Source organism: Myxococcus sp. MH1 (genome assembly GCF_059738865.1).
This window is the reverse complement of sequence record NZ_AP026947.1, coordinates 4,768,654-4,792,964: the sequence shown is the minus strand read 5'-3', so window position 1 is coordinate 4,792,964 and position 24,311 is coordinate 4,768,654. Positions and strand designations below refer to the sequence as shown.

The following is a 24,311-nucleotide window of genomic DNA, read 5'->3' as shown; positions in this document are numbered from 1 at the left end:
TTCATCCACTTCGGTGCCTCCGAAGTCTGGCTCCACGCCGCTCCCGTCGCCTTCGACGCCTCCACCCTCGAAATCTGGGGGGCCCTGCTCCACGGCTCGAAGCTCGTCCTCGCGCCTCCTCACTCCCTCTCCCTGGAGGAGTTGGGGGCCGTCCTCTCCCGCGAGAAGGTCTCCTCTCTCTGGCTGACCGCTGCTCTCTTCGAGCAGATGGTTGCCCACCAGCCCGTCGCCCTCTCTGGCGTGCGCCAGTTGCTCGCCGGCGGCGACGTGCTGCCGCCTCACCGCGTCCGTGAGCACCTCGCCCGCCTCCCCGAAGGCCACGTCCTCGTCAACGGCTACGGCCCCACCGAGAACACCACCTTCTCCGCCACCCACGCCCTTCGCCACGGTGACGCTGTCTCCCGCTCCGTCCCCATCGGCTCGCCTCTCTCCAACTCCTCCGCCTTCGTCCTCGACTCCGCCTTCCAACCGCTGCCTCCTGGCGTCCCGGGCGAGCTCTTCGTCGGCGGCGACGGCCTGGCTTGGGGCTACCTCAACCGCGCGGACCTCACCGCCGAGCGCTTCGTCCCTCACCCCTTCAGCAGCGCCCCCGGTGCTCGCCTCTACCGCACTGGCGACAAGGTTCGCTGGCTCTCTGACGGCACCCTCGAGTTCCTCGGCCGCAACGACTTCCAGGTGAAGATTCGCGGCTTCCGCATCGAGCTCGGCGAAGTCGAGGCCGCTCTGCGCCTCTTCTCCGGCATCCAGGAGGCCGTCGTCCTCGCTCGTGAGGATGTCCCCGGCGACAAGCGCCTCGTCGCCTACTTCACCTCTGGCGACTCTTCCGTCGATACCACCGCGCTCAAGGGTTTCCTCCAGCAACGACTGCCCGAGTACATGGTGCCCTCGGCTTTCGTTTCGCTGTCGGCCTTCCCTCTCTCTGCCAACGGCAAGCTCGACCGCAAGGCACTCCCTGCTCCTGACTTCGCCTCGGCCTCTTCCGCCGACGAATTCGTCGAGCCTTCCACTCCCGCACAGGCCCGTCTCGCTTCCATCTTCGCCGACGTCCTCGGCATGGAGCGCGTCAGCCTCCACGGCGACTTCTTCGAGTTGGGTGGCCACTCCCTCCTCGCCACCCAGGTCGTCTCTCGCATCCGCTCCACTTTCAGCGTCGAGTTGCCCCTCGGTGAGCTCTTCGCCGCGCCCACCGTCGCCCTCCTCGCTCAGCGCCTCGAGCAGCACGGCTCCGCTTCCCGTCAGCCTCCTCTCGTCCCTGTCGACCGCTCCCAGCCGCTGCCTCTCTCCTTCGCCCAGCAGCGCCTCTGGTTCCTCGACCAGCTCCAGCCTGGCTCCTCCACCTACAACATCCCCTGGGCCCTCAAGCTCTCCGGCGCACTCGACTCCTCCGCCCTCCTCAAGTCCCTCCAGGCTCTGACTCAACGCCACGAGGTCCTTCGCACTCGCTTCTCCACGCACGAAGGACAGCCCGTCCAAATCATCCAGGACGATCTCCGGCTCGAACTGCCTTTGGTGGATCTGCGAGGCATCGCGCCTGCACAGCAGGAGGCCACCACCGAGCGACTCACGTGGGAAGAGGCCTCGCGACCGTTCGACCTGGCCCGAGGGCCACTGGTCCGTGCCTCACTCATCCGCACGGATGACGAGCAGCATCTGCTGCTCGTCACCGTCCACCACATCATCTCGGACGGTTGGTCCATCGCGGTCATGGTCCGCGAGCTGGGTGCGTATTACCGCGAGTACTCGGGCGGAGAGGCCGCGCAGCTCGCCCCCCTGCCCATCCAGTACGCCGACTTCTCCGTCTGGCAGCGCCAGTGGCTCCACGGCGACGTCCTCGCCTCCGAGCTCGACTGGTGGCGTCAGCAGCTCTCGGGCGCCGCTTCCGCGCTCGAGCTGCCCACCGACAAGCCTCGCCCCGCCGTTCAGTCCTACCGCGGCGCCGTGCTCCCCATCGAGCTCTCTCGGGAACTCACTCAGGCCGTCAAGGCCCTGGCCCAGCGCGAGGGTGCCACGCCCTTCATGGTCCTGTTGGCTTCCTTCCAGCTCCTGCTCTCTCGCTACTCGGGACAGGACGACATCTCGGTCGGCTCCCCCGTTGCCAACCGCAACCGCTCCGAGACCGAAGGTCTCATCGGCTTCTTCGTCAACACGCTGGTCCTGCGTGCGCGAATCGAAGGACAGCGTTCGTTCCGCGAGCTGCTGGGACAGGTGCGCCTGAGCACCCTCGCGGCCTACGAGCACCAGGACGTTCCCTTCGAGAAGCTCGTCGAGGAACTCCAGCCTCAGCGCGACCTCAGCCGTTCCCCTTTGTTCCAGGTCTCGTTGACCCTGCAGAACGCGCCGGAGTCATCTCTGGCGCTCTCGGGACTCGACATCACGGCGCTGCCAGCCGAGATCAACACGTCGAAGTTCGACTTCAGCCTCTTGTTCACGGAGGCCGAGCAGCTCTCGGGCATCATCAACTACAACACCGATCTGTTCGAAGCGGCCACCATGAAGGGCCTGCTCCGTCACTTCACCGTGTTGCTCGAGGCCGCGGTCACTCGCCCCGATCTGACGCTGAATGACCTGCCCATCATCTCCACGGAGGAGAAGGCGCAGGTCCTCACGAACTGGAGTGGCACTGCCGTCGAGTATCCGCGCAACGCGAGCGTGCATGCGCTGTTCGAACAGCAGGTGGTCCGTTCGCCGGAGGCCGTCGCCGTTGTCTCCGGGGATGAGGCTGTCACCTACTCGCAGCTCGACGCGCGCTCCAACCAGCTCGCCCACCACCTGCGTGCACTGGGTGTCCTCTCCGGCTCTCGCGTCGCTGTTCGCCTCGACCGCTCCGCGGACCTCATCGTCTCCCTGCTGGCCATCCTCAAGGCCGGCGCGGCCTACGTCCCCCTCGACAAGGCCTGGCCTTCCGAGCGCCTCTCCTTCGTCCTCCGTGAGTCCGGCGCAGGCGTCCTCGTCTCCCACTCTGACGTCGCGGACGACTTGCCTGCCTTTGGCGCCGTCCTCCTCCTCGTCGATGAGGAGGCCTCTCGCATCTCACGTCGGCCCACGACTGCGCTTGTTTCCGAAGTGACGGGCGATGACCTCGCCTATGTCATGTTCACCTCAGGCTCCACCGGCGAGCCCAAGGGTGTCTGTGTTCCCCACCGCGGCGTCACTCGCCTCGTCTCTTCTTCCTTCATCCACTTCGGCGCTTCGGAAGTCTGGCTCCACGCCGCTCCTGTCGCCTTCGACGCCTCCACCCTCGAAATCTGGGGGGCCCTGCTTCACGGCTCGAAGCTCGTCCTCGCTCCTCCTCACTCCCTCTCCCTGGAGGAGTTGGGGGCCGTCCTCTCCCGCGAGAAGGTCTCCTCTCTCTGGCTGACCGCTGCTCTCTTCGAGCAGATGGTTGCCCACCAGCCCGTCGCGCTCTCTGGCGTGCACCAGTTGCTCGCCGGCGGCGACGTGCTGCCTCCTCACCGCGTCCGTGAGCACCTCGCCCGCCTCCCCGAAGGCCACGTCCTCGTCAACGGCTACGGCCCCACCGAGAACACCACCTTCTCCGCCACTCACGCCCTCCGCCACGGTGACGAAGTCTCCCGCTCCGTCCCCATCGGCTCGCCTCTCTCCAACTCCTCCGCCTTCGTCCTCGACTCCTCCTTCCAGCCGCTTCCTCCTGGCGTTCCGGGCGAGCTCTTCGTCGGTGGTGACGGTCTGGCTTGGGGTTACCTCAACCGCGCGGACCTCACCGCCGAGCGCTTCGTCCCGCATCCCTTCAGCAGCGCCCCCGGTGCTCGCCTCTACCGCACTGGCGACAAGGCTCGCTGGCTCTCCGACGGCACCCTCGAGTTCCTCGGCCGCAACGACTTCCAGGTGAAGATTCGTGGCTTCCGCATCGAGCTCGGCGAAGTCGAGGCCGCTCTGCGCCTCTTCTCCGGCATCCAGGACGCCGTCGTCCTCGCTCGTGAGGATGTCCCTGGTGAAAAGCGCCTCGTCGCCTACTTCACCGCCGCCGAAGCGCAGTCCGTCGATACCACCGCGCTCAAGGGATTCCTCCAGCAGCGACTGCCCGAGTACATGGTGCCCTCGGCTTTCGTTTCGCTGACGGCCTTCCCCCTCTCCGCCAACGGCAAGCTCGACCGCAAGGCGCTCCCTGCTCCTGACTTCGCCTCGGTCTCTTCCGCTGACGAATTCGTTGAGCCCTCCACTCCCGCGCAGGCCCGTCTCGCTTCCATCTTCGCCGACGTCCTCGGCCTGGAGCGCGTCAGCCTCCACGGCGACTTCTTCGAGTTGGGTGGCCACTCTCTCCTCGCCACCCAGGTCGTCTCTCGCATCCGCTCCGCCTTCAGCGTCGAGCTCCCTCTCGGTGAGCTCTTCGCCGCGCCTACCGTCGCTCTGCTCGCTCAGCGCCTCGAGCAGCACGGCTCCGCTTCCCGCCAGCCTCCTCTCGTCCCTGTCGACCGCTCCCAGCCGCTGCCTCTCTCCTTCGCTCAGCAGCGCCTCTGGTTCCTCGACCAGCTCCAGCCTGGCTCCTCCACCTACAACATCCCCTGGGCCCTCAAGCTCTCCGGCTCCCTCGATGTCAGCGCGCTGCATCAGTCGCTCAACGCGCTCCTCGCGCGCCACGAGGTGCTCCGCACTCACTTCGCGGTCCACGACGGTCAGCCCGTTCAGGTCATCCAGCCTGACGTTCGGCTCGAGCTTCCTGTCGTCGACCTGCGAGGACTGGAGCCTGCGGCTCGCGAGACCGAAGCACAGGCGCTGATGCGACAGGAGGCCCAGCACTCCTTCAACCTCGCTCAGGGCCCTCTTGTTCATGCGACCTTGGTGAGGATGAGCGATGAGGAGTACCTCCTCCTCGTCACCGCCCACCACATCATCTCCGACGGTTGGTCCATCTCCGTCATCGCCCGAGAGATCGCGGCCTTCTACCGCCAGTTCTCCAATGGAGAGGCCGCGCAGCTCGCGCCCCTGCCCATCCAGTACGCCGACTTCTCCGTCTGGCAGCGCCAGTGGCTCCATGGCGACGTCCTCGCCTCGGAGATCGACTGGTGGCGCAAGCAGCTCGCCGGCGCTTCCACTTCTCTCGAGCTACCCACGGACAGGCCCCGGCCCGCCATCCAGACGTACGGTGGCGCCGTCGTGCCTGTGGCACTCTCCAAGCACCTCAGCACCCAGGTGAAGGAACTGGCCCAGCGCGAGGGCGCCACGCCCTTCATGGTCTTGCTGGCTTCCTTCCAGCTCCTGCTCTCTCGCTACTCGGGACAGGACGACGTCTCGGTCGGCTCGCCCGTCGCCAACCGAAACCGCTCCGAGACGGAGGGCCTCATCGGCTTCTTCGTCAACACCCTCGTCTTCCGTTCACGCCTGGATGGCAGGCAGTCCTTCCGTGAGCTGCTGGGACAGGTGCGCCTGAACACCCTCGCGGCCTACGAGCACCAGGATGTCCCCTTCGAGAAGCTCGTCGAGGAACTCCAGCCTCAGCGTGACCTCAGCCGTTCGCCCCTGTTCCAGGTCACGCTCACGCTCCAGAACGCACCCGAGGGGGCTCTGACGCTTCCCGGGCTCAGCCTCGACGCCCTCCCGCCCAGCATCGAGACGTCCAAGTACGACTTCAGCCTTCTCCTCGACGAAGGAAGCGAAGGCTTCTCGGGCATCATCAACTACAACACCGATCTGTTCGAAGCGGCCTCGATGGAGCGCCTCGCTCGTCACTACGCGGTGCTCCTCGATGGGCTTCTCACCAGCCCCGACAGACAGCTCGGCCTCGTGTCGATGCTCACACCGGCAGAGAAGCAACTGCTCCCTGCATGGAACGGTGCGCAGTCCGCCTACTCGCGCGATGCCAGCATCCACTCGCTCTTCGAACAGCAGGTGGTCCGTTCGCCCGACGCAGTCGCCGTTGTCTCCGGGGATGAGGCTGTCACCTACTCACAGCTCGACGCGCGCTCCAACCAGCTCGCCCACCACCTGCGTGCACTGGGTGTCCTCCCCGGCTCTCGCGTCGCTGTCCGCCTCGACCGCTCCGCTGACCTCATCGTCTCCCTTCTGGCCATCCTCAAGGCCGGCGCGGCTTACGTCCCCCTCGACAAGGCCTGGCCCTCCGAGCGCCTCTCCTTCGTCCTCCGCGAGTCCGGCGCAGGCGTCCTCGTCTCCCACTCCGACGTCGCAGACGACTTGCCGGCCTTCGGCGCCGTCCTCCTCCTCGTCGATGAGGAGGCCTCTCGCATCTCACGTCGGCCCACGACTGCGCTGGCCTCTGACGTCTCTGGCGACGACCTCGCCTACGTCATGTTCACCTCAGGCTCCACCGGCGAGCCCAAGGGTGTCTGCGTTCCTCACCGCGGCGTCACTCGCCTCGTCTCTTCTTCCTTCATCCACTTCGGCGCTTCGGAAGTCTGGCTCCACGCCGCTCCTGTCGCCTTCGACGCCTCCACCCTCGAAATCTGGGGTGCGCTCCTTCATGGCTCGAAGCTCGTCCTCGCGCCTCCCCACTCCCTCTCCCTGGAGGAGTTGGGTGCTGTCCTCTCCCGCGAGAAGGTCTCCTCTCTCTGGCTGACCGCTGCTCTCTTTGAGCAGATGGTTGCCCACCAGCCTTCTGCTTTGGCGGGCGTCCGCCAGTTGCTCGCCGGTGGTGACGTGCTGCCTCCTCACCGCGTCCGTGAGCACCTCGCCCGCCTCCCCGAAGGCCACGTCCTCGTCAACGGCTACGGCCCCACCGAGAACACCACCTTCTCCGCCACTCACGCCCTCCGCCACGGTGACGAAGTCTCCCGCTCCGTCCCCATCGGCTCGCCTCTCTCCAACTCCTCTGCCTTCGTTCTCGACTCCTCCTTCCAGCCGCTTCCTCCGGGCGTCCCGGGAGAGCTCTTCGTCGGTGGTGACGGTCTGGCTTGGGGCTACCTCAACCGCGCGGACCTCACCGCCGAGCGCTTCGTCCCGCATCCCTTCAGCAGCGCCCCCGGTGCTCGCCTCTACCGCACCGGTGACAAGGCTCGCTGGCTCTCTGACGGCACCCTCGAGTTCCTCGGCCGCAACGACTTCCAGGTGAAGATTCGCGGCTTCCGCATCGAGCTCGGCGAAGTCGAGGCCGCTCTGCGTCTCTTCTCCGGCATCCAGGAGGCCGTCGTCCTCGCTCGTGAGGACGTCCCTGGTGACAAGCGCCTCGTCGCCTACTTCACCTCTGGCGACTCTTCCGTCGACACCACCTCGCTCAAGAGCTTCCTCCAGCAGCGACTGCCCGAGTACATGGTGCCCTCGGCTTTCGTTTCGCTGTCGGCCTTCCCCCTCTCCGCCAACGGCAAGCTCGACCGGAAGTCTCTGCCTGCCCCCGACTTCGCCTCGGCGGCTTCCGCCGACGAATTCGTTGAGCCCTCCACTCCCGCACAGGCCCGTCTCGCTTCCATCTTCGCCGACGTCCTCGGCATGGAGCGCGTCAGCCTCCACGGCGACTTCTTCGAGTTGGGTGGCCACTCCCTCCTCGCCACCCAGGTCGTCTCTCGCATCCGCTCCACTTTCAGCGTCGAGCTGCCCCTCGGTGAGCTCTTCGCCGCGCCCACCGTCGCCCTCCTCGCTCAGCGCCTCGAGCAGCACGGCTCCGCTTCCCGTCAGCCTCCTCTCGTCCCTGTCGACCGCTCCCAGCCGCTGCCTCTCTCCTTCGCCCAGCAGCGCCTCTGGTTCCTCGACCAGCTCCAGCCTGGCTCCTCCACCTACAACATCCCCTGGGCCCTCAAGCTCTCCGGCGCACTCGATGTCAGCGCGCTGCGCCAGTCGCTCAACGCACTCCTCGCTCGCCATGAGGTGCTCCGTACTCACTTCGCGGTCCACGACGGTCAGCCCGTTCAGGTCATTCGTCCTGACGTTCGACTCGAGCTGCCTGTCATCGACCTGCGAGGACTGGAGCCCGCGGCTCGCGAAACCGAAGCCGAACGACTGACGCGCGCGGAGGCGCTGTACTCGTTCGACATGTCCCGCGGTCCGCTCGTGCACGCGTCACTGGTGCGACTGAGCGACGAGGACTACCTGCTCCTCGTCACCGCCCACCACATCATCTCGGATGGTTGGTCCATCGCGGTCATCACGCGGGAAATCGCCGCCTTCTACCGCCAGTTCTCCGGTGGAGAAGCCGCGCAGCTCGCGCCCCTGCCCATCCAGTACGCTGACTTCTCCGTCTGGCAGCGCCAGTGGCTCCATGGCGACGTCCTCGCCTCGGAGATCGACTGGTGGCGCAAGCAGCTCGCGGACGCTTCTCCGGCGCTGGAGCTACCCACGGACAGGCCTCGTCCCGCCATCCAGACTTATGGCGGCGCCGTCGTGCCTGTGGCGCTCTCCAAGCACCTCAGTGCCCAGGTGAAGGAGCTGGCCCAGCGCGAAGGTGCCACGCCCTTCATGGTCCTGCTGGCCTCCTTCCAGCTCCTGCTCTCTCGCTACTCGGGACAGGACGACATCTCCGTGGGTTCGCCCATCGCGAACCGCAACCGCTCCGAGACGGAGGGCCTCATCGGCTTCTTCGTCAACACCCTCGTCCTGCGCTCACGCATCGATGCGCGGCGTTCATTCCGCGAGCTGCTGGGACAGGTGCGCCTGAACACCCTCGCGGCCTACGAGCACCAGGACATCCCGTTCGAGAAGCTCGTCGAGGAATTGCAGCCGCAGCGCGACCTCAGCCGTTCGCCCCTGTTCCAGGTCACGCTCACGCTTCAGAACGCTCCGGAAGAGGCACTGACGCTCCCTGGAGTCACGCTGGGTGGCGTGCCTCCGAGCATCGAGACGTCCAAGTACGACTTCAGCCTCCTCCTCGAAGAGGGCAAGGACGGCTTCTCCGGCATCATCAACTACAACACCGACCTGTTCGACGCGACCTCGATGGAGCGCCTCGCACAGCACTTCTCGGTGCTCTTGATCGAGGTCGTCTCTTCACCGGAGACGCAGCTCCGCCAGATTCCGCTGCTCACGTCCGCCGAGAAGCAGGCCGTGCTCTCGACGTGGAACAACACCGTCACGGATTACCCGCGCAACGCGAGCGTGCATGCGCTGTTCGAGCAGCAGGTGGCCCGTTCACCCGACGCAGTCGCTGTTGTCTCGGGGAATGAGGCTGTCACCTACTCGCAGCTCGACGCGCGCTCCAACCAGCTCGCCCACCACCTGCGTGCCCTGGGTGTCCTCCCCGGCTCTCGCGTCGCTGTCCGCCTCGACCGCTCCGCTGACCTCATCGTCTCCCTGCTCGCCGTCCTCAAGGCCGGCGCGGCTTACGTCCCCCTCGACAAGGCCTGGCCTTCCGAGCGCCTCTCCTTCGTCCTCCGTGAGTCCGCCGCCGGCGTCCTCATCTCCCACTCCGACGTCGCAGACGACTTGCCTGCCTTCGGCGCCGTCCTCCTCCTCGTCGACGAGGAGGCCTCTCGCATCTCACGTCGGCCCACGACTGCGCTGGCCTCTGACGTCTCCGGCGACGACCTCGCCTACGTCATGTTCACCTCGGGCTCCACCGGCGAGCCCAAGGGTGTCTGCGTTCCCCACCGCGGCGTCACTCGCCTCGTCTCTTCTTCCTTCATCCACTTCGGTGCCTCCGAAGTCTGGCTCCACGCCGCTCCCGTCGCCTTCGACGCCTCCACCCTCGAAATCTGGGGGGCCCTGCTTCACGGCTCGAAGCTCGTCCTCGCGCCTCCCCACTCCCTCTCCCTGGAGGAGTTGGGTGCTGTCCTCTCCCGCGAGAAGGTCTCCTCTCTCTGGCTGACGGCGGCCCTCTTCGAGCAGATGGTTGCGCACCAGCCCGTCGCCCTCTCTGGCGTGCGCCAGTTGCTCGCCGGCGGTGACGTGCTGCCGCCTCACCGCGTCCGTGAGCACCTCGCCCGCCTCCCCGAAGGCCACGTCCTCGTCAACGGCTACGGCCCCACCGAGAACACCACCTTCTCCGCCACCCACGCCCTTCGCCACGGTGACGCTGTCTCCCGCTCCGTCCCCATCGGCTCGCCTCTCTCCAACTCCTCCGCCTTCGTCCTCGACTCCTCCTTCCAGCCGCTTCCTCCTGGCGTTCCCGGAGAGCTCTTCGTCGGCGGCGACGGCCTGGCTTGGGGTTACCTCAACCGCGCGGACCTCACCGCCGAGCGCTTCGTCCCTCACCCCTTCAGCAGCTCGCCCGGTGCTCGCCTCTACCGCACCGGTGACAAGGCTCGCTGGCTCTCCGACGGCACCCTCGAGTTCCTCGGCCGCAACGACTTCCAGGTGAAGATTCGTGGCTTCCGCATCGAGCTCGGCGAAGTCGAGGCCGCTCTGCGTCTCTTCTCCGGCATCCAGGAGGCTGTCGTCCTCGCTCGTGAGGACGTCCCTGGTGACAAGCGCCTCGTCGCCTACTTCACCGCCGCAGAAGAGCAGTCCGTCGATACCACCGCGCTCAAGGGTTTCCTCCAGCAACGACTGCCCGAGTACATGGTGCCCTCGGCTTTCGTCTCGCTGTCGGCCTTCCCCCTCTCCGCCAACGGCAAGCTCGACCGCAAGTCGCTCCCTGCTCCCGACTTCGCCTTGGCGGCTTCCGCTGACGAATTCGTCGAGCCTTCCACTCCCGCCCAGGCTCGCCTCGCCTCCATCTTCGCCGACGTCCTCGGCCTGGAGCGCGTCAGCCTCCACGGCGACTTCTTCGAGTTGGGCGGCCACTCCCTCCTCGCCACCCAGGTCGTCTCTCGCATCCGCTCCGCCTTCAGCGTCGAGCTCCCTCTCGGTGAGCTCTTCGCCGCGCCTACCGTCGCTCTGCTCGCTCAGCGCCTCGAGCAGCACGGCTCCGCTTCCCGCCAGCCTCCTCTCGTCCCTGTCGACCGCTCCCAGCCGCTGCCTCTCTCCTTCGCTCAGCAGCGCCTCTGGTTCCTCGACCAGCTCCAGCCCGGCTCCTCCACCTACAACATCCCCTGGGCCCTCAAGCTCTCCGGTTCACTCGACGTCAGCGCGCTGCATCAGTCGCTCAACGCGCTCCTCGCGCGCCACGAGGTGCTCCGCACTCACTTCGCGGTCCACGGCGGTCAGCCCGTCCAGGTCATCCAGCCGGACTTCGTGCTGGAGATGCCGGTCATCGACCTGTCCGCCCTGCCCGCACAGGAGCGTGAGGCCGAGGCCCAGCGGTTGGCCTCCCAGGAGGCCGTGCGTCCGTTCGACCTGGCTCGGGGCCCCGTGGTCCGTGCCTCACTCGTCCGTCTGGATGCGCGGGAGCACAGGCTGCTCGTCACGATCCACCACATCGCGTCCGACGGCTGGTCCATCTCCGTCATGGTCCGCGAGCTGGCGGCCTTCTATCGCCAGTTCTCCGGCAACGAGCCCACGCAGCTCGCGCCGCTTCCCATCCAGTACGCCGACTTCTCCGTCTGGCAACGCCAGTGGCTGCACGGTGACGTGCTCGAGAAGGAGCTCGGCTGGTGGCGCAATCAGCTCGCGGGGGCTCCCGCCGCCATCGAGCTGCCCACCGACAGGCCTCGTCCCGCCGTCCAGACCTACAACGGCGCGGTCCTTCCGTTCACGCTCTCAACGGAGCTGACGCAGGCGGTGAAGGCGCTCGCGCAGCGTGAGAACGCGACGCCGTTCATGGTGCTGCTCGCTGGCTGGCAGGTCCTCCTGTCGCGCTACTCACGGCAGGACGACATCTCGGTGGGCTCGCCCATCGCCAACCGCAACCGCGCCGAGACGGAGGGCCTCATCGGCTTCTTCGTCAACACGCTGGTCCACCGCGCGCGCATCAACCCCGAGCACTCCTTCCGGGAGTTGCTCACCCACACGCGTGCGTCCACGCTCGCCGCGTTCGAGCACCAGGACATCCCCTTCGAGAAGCTCGTCGAGGAACTCCAGCCGCAGCGCGACCTCAGCCGCTCGCCGCTGTTCCAGGTGTCCTTCGTCTACCAGAACACTCCCGACGAAGACCTCGACCTCCCTGGCCTCGAGCTCGACGTCCTCACCTCCGAACTGCACTCCGCCAAGTTCGACCTCTTCCTCGGCATGAGCGAGGTTGGAGGCAAGCTGCAGGGCGCGCTGGACTACAACTCAGACCTGTTCGACGCCTCCACCGTGGAGCGCATGGCTCGCCACTTCACGAGCCTGCTCACCGAGGCGACCACACACGTCGACCAGCCGCTGCACAGCCTGAAGCTCCTCTCGGCCACCGAGACGCAGACCCTGCTCTCCGACTTCCAGGGCGAGCACGTCCGCTACCCCGAGGACGCCACCCTCCACTCCCTCTTCGAGGCCCAGGCCCTCCGGACGCCTCACGCCGAAGCCCTCCGCTTCGAGGGCACGTCTCTCTCCTACGCTCAGCTCGCCGCCCGCTCCAACCAGCTCGCCCACCACCTGCGCTCCCTCGGCGCCCGCCCGGGCCTCCTCGTCGCCGTCTGCCTCGAGCGCTCCCTCGACCTCGTCGTCTCACTCCTCGCCGTCCTCAAGTCCGGCGCCGCCTACGTCCCCCTCGACCCCGCCTACCCCCGCGAGCGTCTCGCCGGCATGCTCGAGGACGCCCAGGCTCCCGTCCTCCTCACCCACTCACGCCTGACCTCCGTCCTGCCTCAGCACGCCTCCCAGGTGCTCTGCCTCGACACCCAGTGGGACGCCGTCTCCCGTCAGTCCTCCGCCTCTCTCCCTCCTCTCGCGGGCCCGGACTCCCTCGCCTACGTCATCTTCACCTCGGGCTCCACCGGCCGCCCCAAGGGCGCCATGAACGCCCACTCCGGTGTCGTCAACCGCCTCCTCTGGATGCAGCAGCAGTACTCCCTCACCGCCCTCGACACCGTCCTCCAGAAGACTCCCTTCAGCTTCGACGTCTCCGTCTGGGAGTTCTTCTGGCCCCTTCTCACCGGCGCTCGCCTCGTCCTCGCCAGGCCCGGCGGACACCAGGACCCCGCCTACCTCGTCCGCCTCCTCTCCGACGAGCGCGTCTCCACCGTCCACTTCGTCCCCTCCATGCTCCGCGCCTTCCTCGAGGAGCCGGGGCTCGACTCCCTCAACCACCTGCGCCGCGTCCTCTGCTCCGGCGAGGCCCTCCCCGCGGACCTCGTCCACCGCGCCCACTCGCGCCTTCACCCCTCCTCCGAGCTCCACAACCTCTACGGCCCCACCGAGGCCGCCGTCGACGTCTCCTTCTTCCACTGCGCTCGCGGCTCCTCCCTCTCCTCCATCCCCATCGGCAGGCCCGTCGCCAATACCCGCCTCTACGTCCTCGACTCCCAGGGGCAGCCTTCTCCCGTCGGCGTCCCGGGCGAGCTCTTCATCGGCGGTGTCCAGGTCGGCCTCGGCTACTGGCGCTCTCCTCACCTCACCGCCGAGCGCTTCATCCCCGATGCCTTCAGCGACGCTCCCGGCGCACGCCTCTACCGCACCGGTGACCTCGCTCGCTGGCTCCCCGACGGCACCCTCGAGTACCTCGGCCGCTCCGACTTCCAGGTCAAGCTGCGTGGCTTCCGCATCGAGCTCGGTGAAGTCGAGAACGCGCTGCTCGCGCACCCGTCCGTGCGCGATGCCATCGTCACCGTGCGCGAAGACGTCGCGGGTGACGCACGCCTCGTCGCCTACGTCACAGGCGACGCGGAGTCGCTGACCCAGGCGCAGTTCCGGGCACACCTCGAACCTCGGCTGCCCGAGTACATGGTGCCCTCGGTCTTCATGCACCTGGCGGCCATGCCGCTGACGCCGAGTGGCAAGGCCGACCGCAAGGCACTCCCCGCGCCGGAGCGTCTCGCCACGGCCCGCGAGTACACCGCGCCCCGCACGCCGACGGAGCAGCTCCTCGCATCCCTCTTCGCCTCCGTGCTCCACGTCGAGCGCGTCGGCGTCACCGACAGCTTCTTCGAGCTGGGCGGACACTCGCTCCTCGCCACGCAGCTCGTGTCGCGGGTGCGTCAGTCATTCGGCGTCGAGCTGCCGGTGCGGGCGCTCTTCGAGGCCTCCACGGTGGCCCAGCTCGCGACGCGCATCGAGTCCGCGCGTCAGGAGCGTCACGGCCTCCAGCTCCCGCCCTTGGCGCCCGTGCCGCGCACGGGGGAGCTGCCGCTCTCGTTCGCGCAGCAGCGGCTGTGGTTCCTCGACAAGCTCCAGCCGGACAGCCCGTTCTACAACATCCCCAGCGCGCTCCAGCTCGACGGAGCGCTGGACACCGAGGCCCTCACGCGCGCGCTCCGGGAGCTCGTGCGTCGCCACGAGTCGCTGCGTACCAGCTTCCACACCCGCGAGGATGGCGAGCCCGTCCAGCGCATCCATCCGGACGCCACGCTGTCGGTCTCCGTGGTGGACCTGGGCCAGCTGCCCGAGCAGGCGCGCGAGGCCGAGGCCCAGAAGCTCGCGACGCTCGAGATCCAGAAGCCCTTCGACCTGACGCGCGCGCCGCTGGTGCGGGCCACGCTGCTGCGACTCTCCGAGCAGCGTCACGTGCTGCTCGTCACCGTGCACCACATCGTCTCGGACGGTTGGTCCAGCGGCATCTTCGGCCGCGAGGTCGGCGAGCTGTATGCCGCGTTCTCGCGTGGCCTGCCGTCGCCGCTCGCCCCGCTGTCGCTCCAGTACGCCGACTACTCCGCCTGGCAGCGAAGCTGGCTGCGTGATGACGTCCTCGCCCAGCAGGTCGCCTGGTGGCGCGAGCACCTCTCGGGGGCGCCGCATGCCCTCGAGCTGCCCACGGACCGTCCTCGTCCGGCCGTGCAGTCGGCCCACGGCGCCAACCTGCCGGTGAGGCTCGGAGCGGAGCTCACCACCGCGCTTCGCGCCCTGTGCCAGCGCGAGGGCGTCACGCCCTTCATGGTGTTGCTGTCCGCCTTCAACGTCCTGCTCGCCCGCTACTCGGGTCAGGATGACATCGTCGTGGGCTCGCCCATCGCCAACCGGCAGCGGGCCGAGCTCGAGGGCATCATCGGCTTCTTCGTCAACACGCTCGCGCTCCGGACCCGGACGCGGATGGACATGACGTTCCGCGAGCTGCTCACCCAGGTGCGAGAGTCCACCCTCGCGGCCTACGAGCACCAGGACGTCCCCTTCGAGAAGCTCGTCGAGGAGCTCCAGCCGCAGCGCGACCTCAGCCGCTCGCCGCTCTTCCAGGCCATGCTCGGTCTGCAGACGGCCCGCGCCGAGGGCGTCCCAGCCGGAGCCCCTCGCAGCCTCGAGGTCGACAGCGGAACTGCCAAGTTCGACCTCTCGCTGCTGCTGGTCGACACCGGCGACGACATCCACGGTCTGCTCGAGTTCAACACGGACCTGTTCGACCGGAGCACGGCCCAGCGCATGGGTGAGCACCTCACCCGACTGCTCGCCTCGGCGGTCTCCGACGCGAGCCAGTCGCTCGCCCGACTGCCGCTGCTGAGCACCCACGAGCGTCAGCAGCTCCTCACGGAGTGGAACGACACGGCGCACGCGCCGCACGTGCCCGTGGCCATCCACCACCCCGTGGAGGTCCAGGCCGCGCGGACGCCCGAGGCCATCGCGGTCTCGGACGGCACGACGGCGCTCACCTACGCCCAGCTCGACGCGCGGGCCAACCAGCTCGCGCACGTGCTGCGTCAGCATGGCGTCTTCGCGGGCGCCACGGTCGGCATCTGCCTGGAGAAGTCGCTCGACATGGCGGTGGCGGTCCTCGCCGCGCTGAAGGCCGGAGCGGCCTACCTGCCGCTCGACCCGAACTACCCTGCGGAGCGCCTCGCCTTCATGCTGGAGGACTCGGGTACGCGCGTCGTCCTGTCGCACTCCAGCCTCCGGGATTCGCTCCCGGTCGCCGGCTCCGTGCGGAACCTCCTCCTCGATGCCGAGGCCGAGGTCATCACCACGAAGCCCACGCACGCGCTCACGGTGACGCTGTCGTCCGATGCGCCCGCGTACGTCATCTACACGTCCGGCTCCACAGGCCGGCCCAAGGGTGTCGCGCTGCCGCATCGAGCGCTGAGCAACCTGTTCACGTGGCAGCTCCGCCAGTCGCGCAAGCCCCAGGCCACGACGCTCCAGTTCGCGTCGCTCAGCTTCGACGTGTCCTGCCAGGAGCTGTTCTCCACGTGGTGGGCGGGTGGAACGCTCGTGCTGCCCACGGGCGGGCTGCGCCAGGACGTGCCCGCGCTGCTCGACTTCCTCCAGGCGCAGGGCGTGGAGCGACTGTTCCTCCCGTTCGTCGCGCTCCAGGCCATCGCCGACGCCGTCGCGCACGGCGCCACGCTGCCCGTGTCCCTGCGCGAGGTCGTCACGGCCGGTGAGCAGCTCCAGGTCACTCCCGCGCTCGTGGCCCTCTTCGAGCGGCTGCCCGGGTGCGTGCTCGAGAACCAGTACGGCCCGTCCGAGACGCACGTCGTCTCCGCGCACCGACTCCAGGGTGCGCCCGCGTCCTGGCCGCGCCTGCCGTCCATCGGCGCGCCGCTGCCGCACACGCAGTTGTTCGTGCTGGATGCGATGGGACAGCCGACGCCCATCGGCGTGCCGGGCGAGCTCCACATCGGCGGCGAGCACCTGGCGCTCGGCTACCCGGGCCGTCCAGAGCTGACGGCCGAGAAGTTCGTCCCGCATCCGTTCAGCAAGGCTCCGGGCGCGCGGCTCTACCGCACCGGTGACTCCGCGCGCTGGAAGGCGGACGGCACCGTCGAGTTCCTGGGACGCCTGGACGGTCAGGTGAAGCTGCGAGGCTTCCGCGTCGAGCTCGGCGAGGTCGAGGCCTCGCTGCGTGCGCTCCCGGGAATCCGGGACGCGGCGGCCGTGGTGCGCGAGGACGTGCCCGGCGACAAGCGCCTGGTGGGCTACGTCGTTCCCACGGGGGAGTCCGGTGTCGCGCTGACTCCGGGCGCGCTGCGCTCGGCGCTGCTCGGACAGTTGCCCGAGTACATGGTGCCGTCCGTCTTCCTCACGCTGGACGCGCTCCCGCTGACGCCCAGCGGAAAGATTGCCCGGCGGCTGCTGCCGGCGCCCGACGCGGAGAGCCTGCGCGGAGACGCGACGTTCATCGCGCCCCGCACGCCCGCGGAAGAGAAGCTCGCGGAGCTGTTCGCCGCCGTGCTCAAGCTGCCGCGCGTGGGTGCCACCGACAGCTTCTTCGCGCTGGGTGGACACTCGCTGCTCGCCACGCAGGTCGTCTCGCGCATCCGGGCCGCGTTCAACGTGGAGCTCCCGCTGCGAGAGCTGTTCGAGGCGCCCACCGTCGCGGGCCTCGCCGAGCGCCTGGAGCAGTACGCCGCCGAGACGAAGGTGCCGCCGCTCGTCCCGGCGGACCGGAGCCGGCCGCTGCCGCTGTCCTTCGCGCAGCAGCGCCTTTGGTTCCTCGACAAGCTCCAGCCGGACAGCCCGACGTTCAACATGCCCATCGCGCTGCGGCTCGAGGGTGTGGTGGACGTCGAGGCCCTGCGACAGGCCATCACCGAGCTCGTGCGCCGTCACGAGGTGCTGCGCACCACGTTCCAGGAAGGCCCTGTCCAGGTCATCCACGCACCCGCACCGGTGCCGATGCCCGTCGAGGACCTGTCCTCGCTGACGGGTGAGGCTCGCGAGGCGGAGGTCCAGCGGCGCGTGCTCGCCGAGGCGAAGCGCCCGTTCGACCTGGGCCGCGGCCCCGTGCTGCGCGCGTCGCTGCTGCGGCTGGAGGCCACGCAGCACGTGCTGATGCTGACGCTGCATCACATCGCCACGGACGGCTGGTCCATGGGGCTGCTGGTGCGCGAATCCACCGAGCTCTACGCGTCGTTCGTGACGGGCCAGCCCGCGCGGCTGCCCGAGCTGCCCATCCAGTACGCCGACTACGCGGCGTGGCAGCGTGAATGGCTGCAGGGTGACGCGCTCGAGGCCCAGCTCTCGTGGTGGCGGACGCACCTGTCCGGCGCGGCGCCGCAGCTGGACCTGCCCACCGACTTCCCCCGTCCCGTGGTGCAAGGATTCCAGGGCGCGATGGTGGGCCGAGTCCTGCCGCGCTCGCTGGTGGATTCACTCCAGGCGCTGTGCCGTGAAGAGGGCTCCACGCTGTTCATGGCGTTGCTCGCGGGCTTCCAGGTCGTGCTGTCGCGCTACTCGGGCCAGGAGGACTTCGTCCTCGGCACGGACATCGCGAACCGCAACCGCGCGGAGACCGAGGGCCTCATCGGCTTCTTCATCAATCAGCTCGCCCTGCGCGCGCGGCTGGGTGGAGACCCGTCGTTCCGCGAGCTGCTCTCACGCGTGAAGACGGACACGCTGGGCGCGTACGCGCACCAGGACCTGCCCTTCGAGGAGCTGGTCAAGGACCTCAACCCCGGTCGAGGCCTGGGCTTCGCTCCGCTCTTCCAGGTCAAGCTGGTGCTCCAGAACCAGCCGGACACGGAGCTGGAGGTCCCTGGCCTCACCTTCCGTCCGCTGGGCAGCGGCACGGGCACCGCGCGACTCGACCTCACGCTGTCCATCACCGAGTCCGCGCACGGCCTCTCCTGCTCGGCCGAGTACCGCACGGACCTGTTCACCGCGGAGACCATCGACGGCCTGATTCGCCACCTCGGCAATGTGCTCGAGGCCGCGACGACCAAGCCCTCGGCCCGAATCTCCACGCTCCCCCTCATGCGGCAGGAGGAGCAGCAGCGCGTGCTGGTGGAGTGGAACGACTCCGCTCGCGACTTCCCGCGCGAGGCCACCGCTCATTCGCTCTTCGAGGCCCAGGTTCGGCGTACGCCGGAGGCCGAGGCGCTTCGCTTCGAGGGCGAGTCCCTGACGTTCGCGCAGCTCGACTCGCGCGCCAATCAGCTCGCCCACCACCTGCGCTCGCTCGGCGTCAGGCCCGAGGTCCCCGTCGCGCTCTGCCTCGAGCGTTCGCTCGACCTCGTCGTCTCCATGCTCGCCATCCTCAAGGCTGGCGGCGCCTGGGTGCCTCTCGATCCGTCCTACCCCGTCGAGCGGCTGTCCTTCATCCTCCGAGACTGCTCCGCGCCCGTCCTCCTCACCACCGAGTCCCTGGCCGACGAGCTTCCCGTGTCGACGCAGCAGCTCGTCCTGCTCGACTCCGACTCTCGCTTCATCTCGCGGCAGCCGACGTCTGCACCTGACTCCGGCGCGGTGGCCGACAACCTCGCCTACGTCATCTACACCTCCGGCTCCACCGGCACTCCCAAGGGCACCCTCCTTCAGCACCGCGGCTTCTCCAACACCGCGCTCGCCGCGGGCCGCCGCCACGGCTTCTCTCCCGCCTCCCGCGTCCTCCAGTTCGCTTCCTTCAACTTCGACGCCTCCGTCGCCGAAATCTTCGGCGCCCTCCTCGCCGGCTCCACCCTCGTCCTCGCTCCTCGCGAGCGCCTCATGCCCGGCGCTCCTCTTCGCGACCTGCTCCGCGACGAGTCCATCTCCGCCGTCACCCTCACCCCCTCCGTCCTCGCCCAGCTCCACCCCGAGGACTTCCCCTCTCTCTCCACCCTCATCTCCGCCGGCGAGGCCTGCCCTCCCGAGCTCGTCTCCCGCTGGGGCTCCCGCGTCCGCCTCCTCAACGCCTACGGCCCCACCGAAGTCACCGTCTGCGCCTCCATCTCCCAGCCCCTTCTCCCTGGCCAGACGCCCTCCATCGGCACCCCCTGGGACAACGTCCGCCTCTTCATCCTCGACGCCTCCCTGCGTCCTCTCCCCGTCGGCGTCCCCGGCCAGCTCTGCATCGACTCCGTCGGCCTCGCTCGTGGCTACCTCCACCGCGCGGACCTCACCGCTGAGCGCTTCGTCCCCAACCCCTTCTCCCTCGTCCCCGGCGCCCGCCTCTACCTCACCGGTGACAAGGCCCGCTGGCTCCCCAACGGCACCCTCGACTTCCTCGGCCGCCTCGACTCCCAGGTGAAGCTGCGCGGCTTCCGCATCGAGCTGGGCGAAGTCGAAGCCGCCCTCCTCCTCCACCCCTCCGTCTCCCAGGCCGTCACCTCCATCCGCACCGAAGCCTCCGGCGACAAGCGCCTCGTCGCCTACGTCGTCGGTGAGGACGTCGACGTCTCCGTCCTTCGCGACTTCCTCAAGCTGCGCCTGCCCGAGCACATGGTGCCTTCCGCCATTGCACAGCTCGACGCACTCCCCCTCACCCCCAACGGCAAGGTCGACCGCGACGCACTGCCCTCGCCCGACGCGTCCATCGCCGCCCCCGTGCGCGAGTACGTCGCGCCGCGCACGCCCACCGAGATTCGCCTCGCCGCGCTCTGGGCGGAGCTGCTCCACGTCGAGCGCGTCGGCCTCACCGACGACTTCTTCGAGCTCGGTGGCCACTCCCTCCTCGCCACGCAATCGCTGTCTCGACTCCAGGCCACGTTCGGCATCGAGGTGCCGCTGCGTGAGCTGTTCGAGGCGCCCACGGTGGAGAAGCTCGCGGCGCGTGTGGAGGTGCTCGTCCAGGCCGGAGCAACCACTCCTCGCGCACCGGAGCTGACGCCTGTCGCGCGCACGGGCAACCTGCCGCTGTCCTTCGCCCAGCGTCGGCTGTGGTTCCTGGATCAGCTCGAGCCGGGCACCGCTCTCTACAACCTGCCCGCGGCCATCCGGCTGGAAGGCGCGGTCGAGGTCTCCGCGCTGGAGCAGGCCTTCGCCGCGCTCGTGCGACGCCACGAGGCGCTGCGCACCACGTTCCCCGCGAACGCGGATGGCAGTCCGCATCAGGCCATCGCGGAGGAAGCGACGCTGAACGTCGCCCTGGTGGACCTGTCCACGCTCCCCTCCGCGCAGCGTGAGGAAGAAGCCCGGCGACTCGCGCTCGCCGAGGCACGCAAGCCGTTCGACCTCGCCCGAGGTCCGCTGCTGCGCGTGACGCTCCTCCGTCTGGACGAGCGCCTGCATGTGCTGCTGCTGACGATGCACCACATCGTCTCCGACGGCTGGTCCACGGGTGTGCTCGTGCGCGAGGCCGCGGAGCTGTACAGCGCGGCTCGCGAGGGGCGCACGGCGTCCCTCCCGACGCTGCGCGTGCAGTACGCCGACCATGCGGCGTGGCAGCACCAGTGGCTCGGCGCCGGTGAGCTGGAGCGTCAGCTCACGTACTGGAAGACCCAGCTCGCGGGAGCCAACCACGTGCTGGCGCTCCCCACGGACCGTCCCGTGCCTCCGATGCAGACGCAGGCCGGCGCCACGCATCCCGTGCGGCTGTCCCCGGAGGTCTCCTCCGCCGTGGCGGCCCTGGGGCAGCAGCTCGGCGCCACGCCCTTCATGGTGGTCCTCGCCGCGTTCCAGGCGTTCCTGTACCGCGTCACGGGCCAGGATGACGTGCTCGTGGGTTCGCCGGTGGCGGGTCGCAATCGCCCGGAGACAGAGGGTCTCATCGGCGTGTTCATCAACACGCTCGTGCTGCGTGGCCAGATGTCCGGAGCCATGTCGTTCCGCGCGCTCGTCGAGCAGGCCCGTGAGGCCGCGCTCGGCGCCCTCACGCATCAGGACGTCCCGTTCGAGCACCTGGTGGAGGAGCTGCAGCCCGCGCGCAGCCTGAGCCACTCGCCGCTCTTCCAGGTGATGTTCGCGCTGCAGAACACGCCCGTGCCGTCGCTGACGCTGCCGGAGCTGTCGCTCACGCCAGCGGACGTGGACCCGGGTATCGCGAAGTACTCCCTGTCCCTGGTCCTCCAGGAGACGCCCGCGGGCCTCATGGGCGGCTTCGAGTACAACACGGACCTGTTCGACGCCCGGACGCTCGAGGCGATGACGGGTCAGTTCACCCGCCTGCTGGAGGCCGCGGTCTCCACGCCGGACGTCTCGCTCGCCGCGCTGCCGCTGCTCTCCGCCGAGGAGCGACACCAGCTCCTGGTGCAGTGGAACGACACGCGCTCCGACTTCCCGCGCGACAGCTCCGTCTTCACGTGGTTCCAGGCGCGCGCGGCGCGGTCGCCCGAGGCCGTGGCGCTCGAGTGGACCGGCGGGACGCTCACGTATCGGGAGCTGGAGCGGCGTGCCCTCGCGCTCGCGGAGCTGCTGCGTCATCGGAACGTGGGCCCCGAGGTGCGCGTGGGTCTGTTCGCGCGCCGCTCGCCGGAGCTGGTCATCGGCGTACTGGGCGTGCTCGCGGCCGGAGGCGTGTGGGTACCGCTGGATCCCTCCTCTCCGTCCGAGCGCCTCGGCATGATGCTGGAGGACACCACCCCCGCGGTGGTGCTGACCCAGCGCGCGCTGCGTACGGCGCTGCCGTCGACGCGCACGGTCCTCGTCCTCGAGGACCTGGTGGGCGCCGACGCGGTGGCGAGCAGCACGTTCACCGCGCCGGGTCTCACCTCCGAGAACGCGGCCTACGTCCTGTTCACGTCCGGCTCGACGGGTCGCCCCAAGGGCGTGGTGGTCCCGCACCGCGCGCTCGCGCGTCACACGGCCTGGTTCACGAAGAGCCTGGGACTGGGCCCGGCGGACCGCATGCTCCAGAAGACGGCGCCCGGCTTCGACGCCGTGGTGCCGGAGCTGCTCGCCACGCTGGCCGGCGGCGCCACGCTGGTGCTGCCGCCGTCCTCGGCGGACCTGGACATGGACGCGCTCCTGTCCGTGCTCGCGAACCAGCGGGTGACGGTGCTCCAACTCGTCCCGTCTCAGCTCCGCCTCCTTGTGGATTCCGAGCGACTCGAGCGGGCCTCGGGTCTGCGAGTGCTCGTGTCGGGTGGTGAGGCGCTGTCCGCCGAGCTGGCGCGACGGGTGCGCACGCAGTGGCCCGAGACTCGGTTGGCCAACTGCTACGGCCCCACCGAGACGACCGTCGACGCCACGTCGTGGACGGTGAGCGGGGACATCCAGGGTGCCACCGCGCCCATCGGTGGTCCCATCGCGGACACGCAGGTGTACGTGCTCGATGCGCATGGCCAGCCCGTGCCCGTGGGAGTCACGGGTGAGCTGTTCATCGGAGGCGAGGGCGTGGCGCGGGGCTACATCGGCCAGGCCGCGATGACCGCCGAGCGCTTCGTGCCCGACGCGTTCTCTTCCGTCCCTGGAGCGCGGCTGTACGCCACGGGCGATCAGGTCCGCTGGCGTCGAGACGGCGTGCTGGAGTTCCTCGGCCGCGCGGACGACCAGGTGAAGGTGCGCGGCTTCCGCATCGAGCTGGCGGAGATCGAGTCCGCCCTGCTCGCGCATCCCGAAGTGCGCGAGGCCGTGGTGCTCGTGCGCGAGGACCGTCCCGGCGACAGGCGCATCGTGGGCTACGTCGTGGCGCCCGCCTCGCTCGACACCGCCGCGCTGCGGACGTTCGTCGCACAGCGGCTGCCCGAGTACATGGTCCCGTCCTCTCTGCGGGTCCTCGATGCGCTGCCGCTCACGAGCAACGGCAAGGTGGACCGCAAGGCCCTGCCTGTTCCCGAGCAGACCGGGTCCTTCACGGACGACGCACAGGTCGCGCCAGGAACCCCCACCGAGGAGCTGCTCGCGGGCCTCTTCGCCCAGGTGCTGGGTGTGTCACGTGTCAGCACCACCGCGAGCTTCTTCGTGCTCGGTGGTCACTCGCTGCTCGCCACGCAGCTCGTCTCGCGCGTGCGCTCCGCCTTCCAGGTCGACCTGCCCCTGCGGGACCTCTTCGAGTCGCCGACGGTCCAGGCGCTCGCCCAGCGCATCGACACAGCGCTGAGCACGGGCGCGCGGCTCCAGCGTCCGCCGCTCACCGCGCTGCCTCGCGAGGGAGCTGCGCCGAGGGCGTTCGTCCAGTCCTTCGCCCAGCAGCGGCTGTGGTTCCTCGACCAGTTGGACCCGGGGAGCCCCGCGTACAACATGCCCATCGCGCTGCGGCTCGAGGGTGTCGTGGACACGCGGGCCCTGGAGCGGGCGTTCACGGAGATGGTGCGGCGTCACGAGTCGCTGCGCACCACGTTCCGAGCGGGTCCCGAGCAGGTCGTCCATGCTCCGTCGCCGGTGACGGTGCCCGTCGTGGAGGTGTCCTCGCTCGACGAGGGCCAGGTCCAGCGTTGGGTCGATGAGGAGGCGCGTCGTCCGTTCGACCTCGCGCGCGGTCCGCTCCTGCGCGCGAAGCTGCTGCGCCTGGGTGAGCAGCGCCACATCCTGCTCCTGACGATGCATCACATCGTCTCGGATGGCTGGTCCATGGGCGTGCTCGTGCGTGAGACGGCGGCGCTCTACGCCGCGTTCCGCGCGGGCCAGCCTTCTCCGCTGCCCGAGCTGTCCATCCAGTACGCCGACTACGCGGCCTGGCAGCGCGCGTGGCTGCAGGGCGAGGCGCTCAAGGCCCAGGTCTCGTGGTGGAAGGAGCACCTCTCAGGGGCACCTCCGCTGCTGGAGCTGCCCACGGACTTCCCGCGCCCGGCGCGTCAGGGCTTCGGTGGCGCCCTGGTGTCGCGCGTGCTGCCGCGCTCGCTCGTCGAGTCGCTCCAGGCGCTGTGCCGTCGTGAGGGCACCACGCTCTTCATGGCGCTGATGGCGGGCCTCCAGGCCGTCCTGTCCCGCTACTCGGGCCAGGAGGACTTCGT

Annotated in this window: 1 protein-coding gene (running past both ends of the window); it reads left to right on the top strand. The window is 69.0% G+C overall.

The whole window is internal to a non-ribosomal peptide synthase/polyketide synthase gene (locus AC6JA9_RS19150; RefSeq protein WP_497960368.1) on the top strand: the coding sequence, 45,453 nt in all, runs 8,400 nt past the left edge and 12,742 nt past the right edge, and what appears here is coding positions 8,401-32,711 — codons 2,801 (complete) to 10,904 (partial); the first codon wholly inside the window starts at position 1. The start codon and the stop codon both lie outside this window.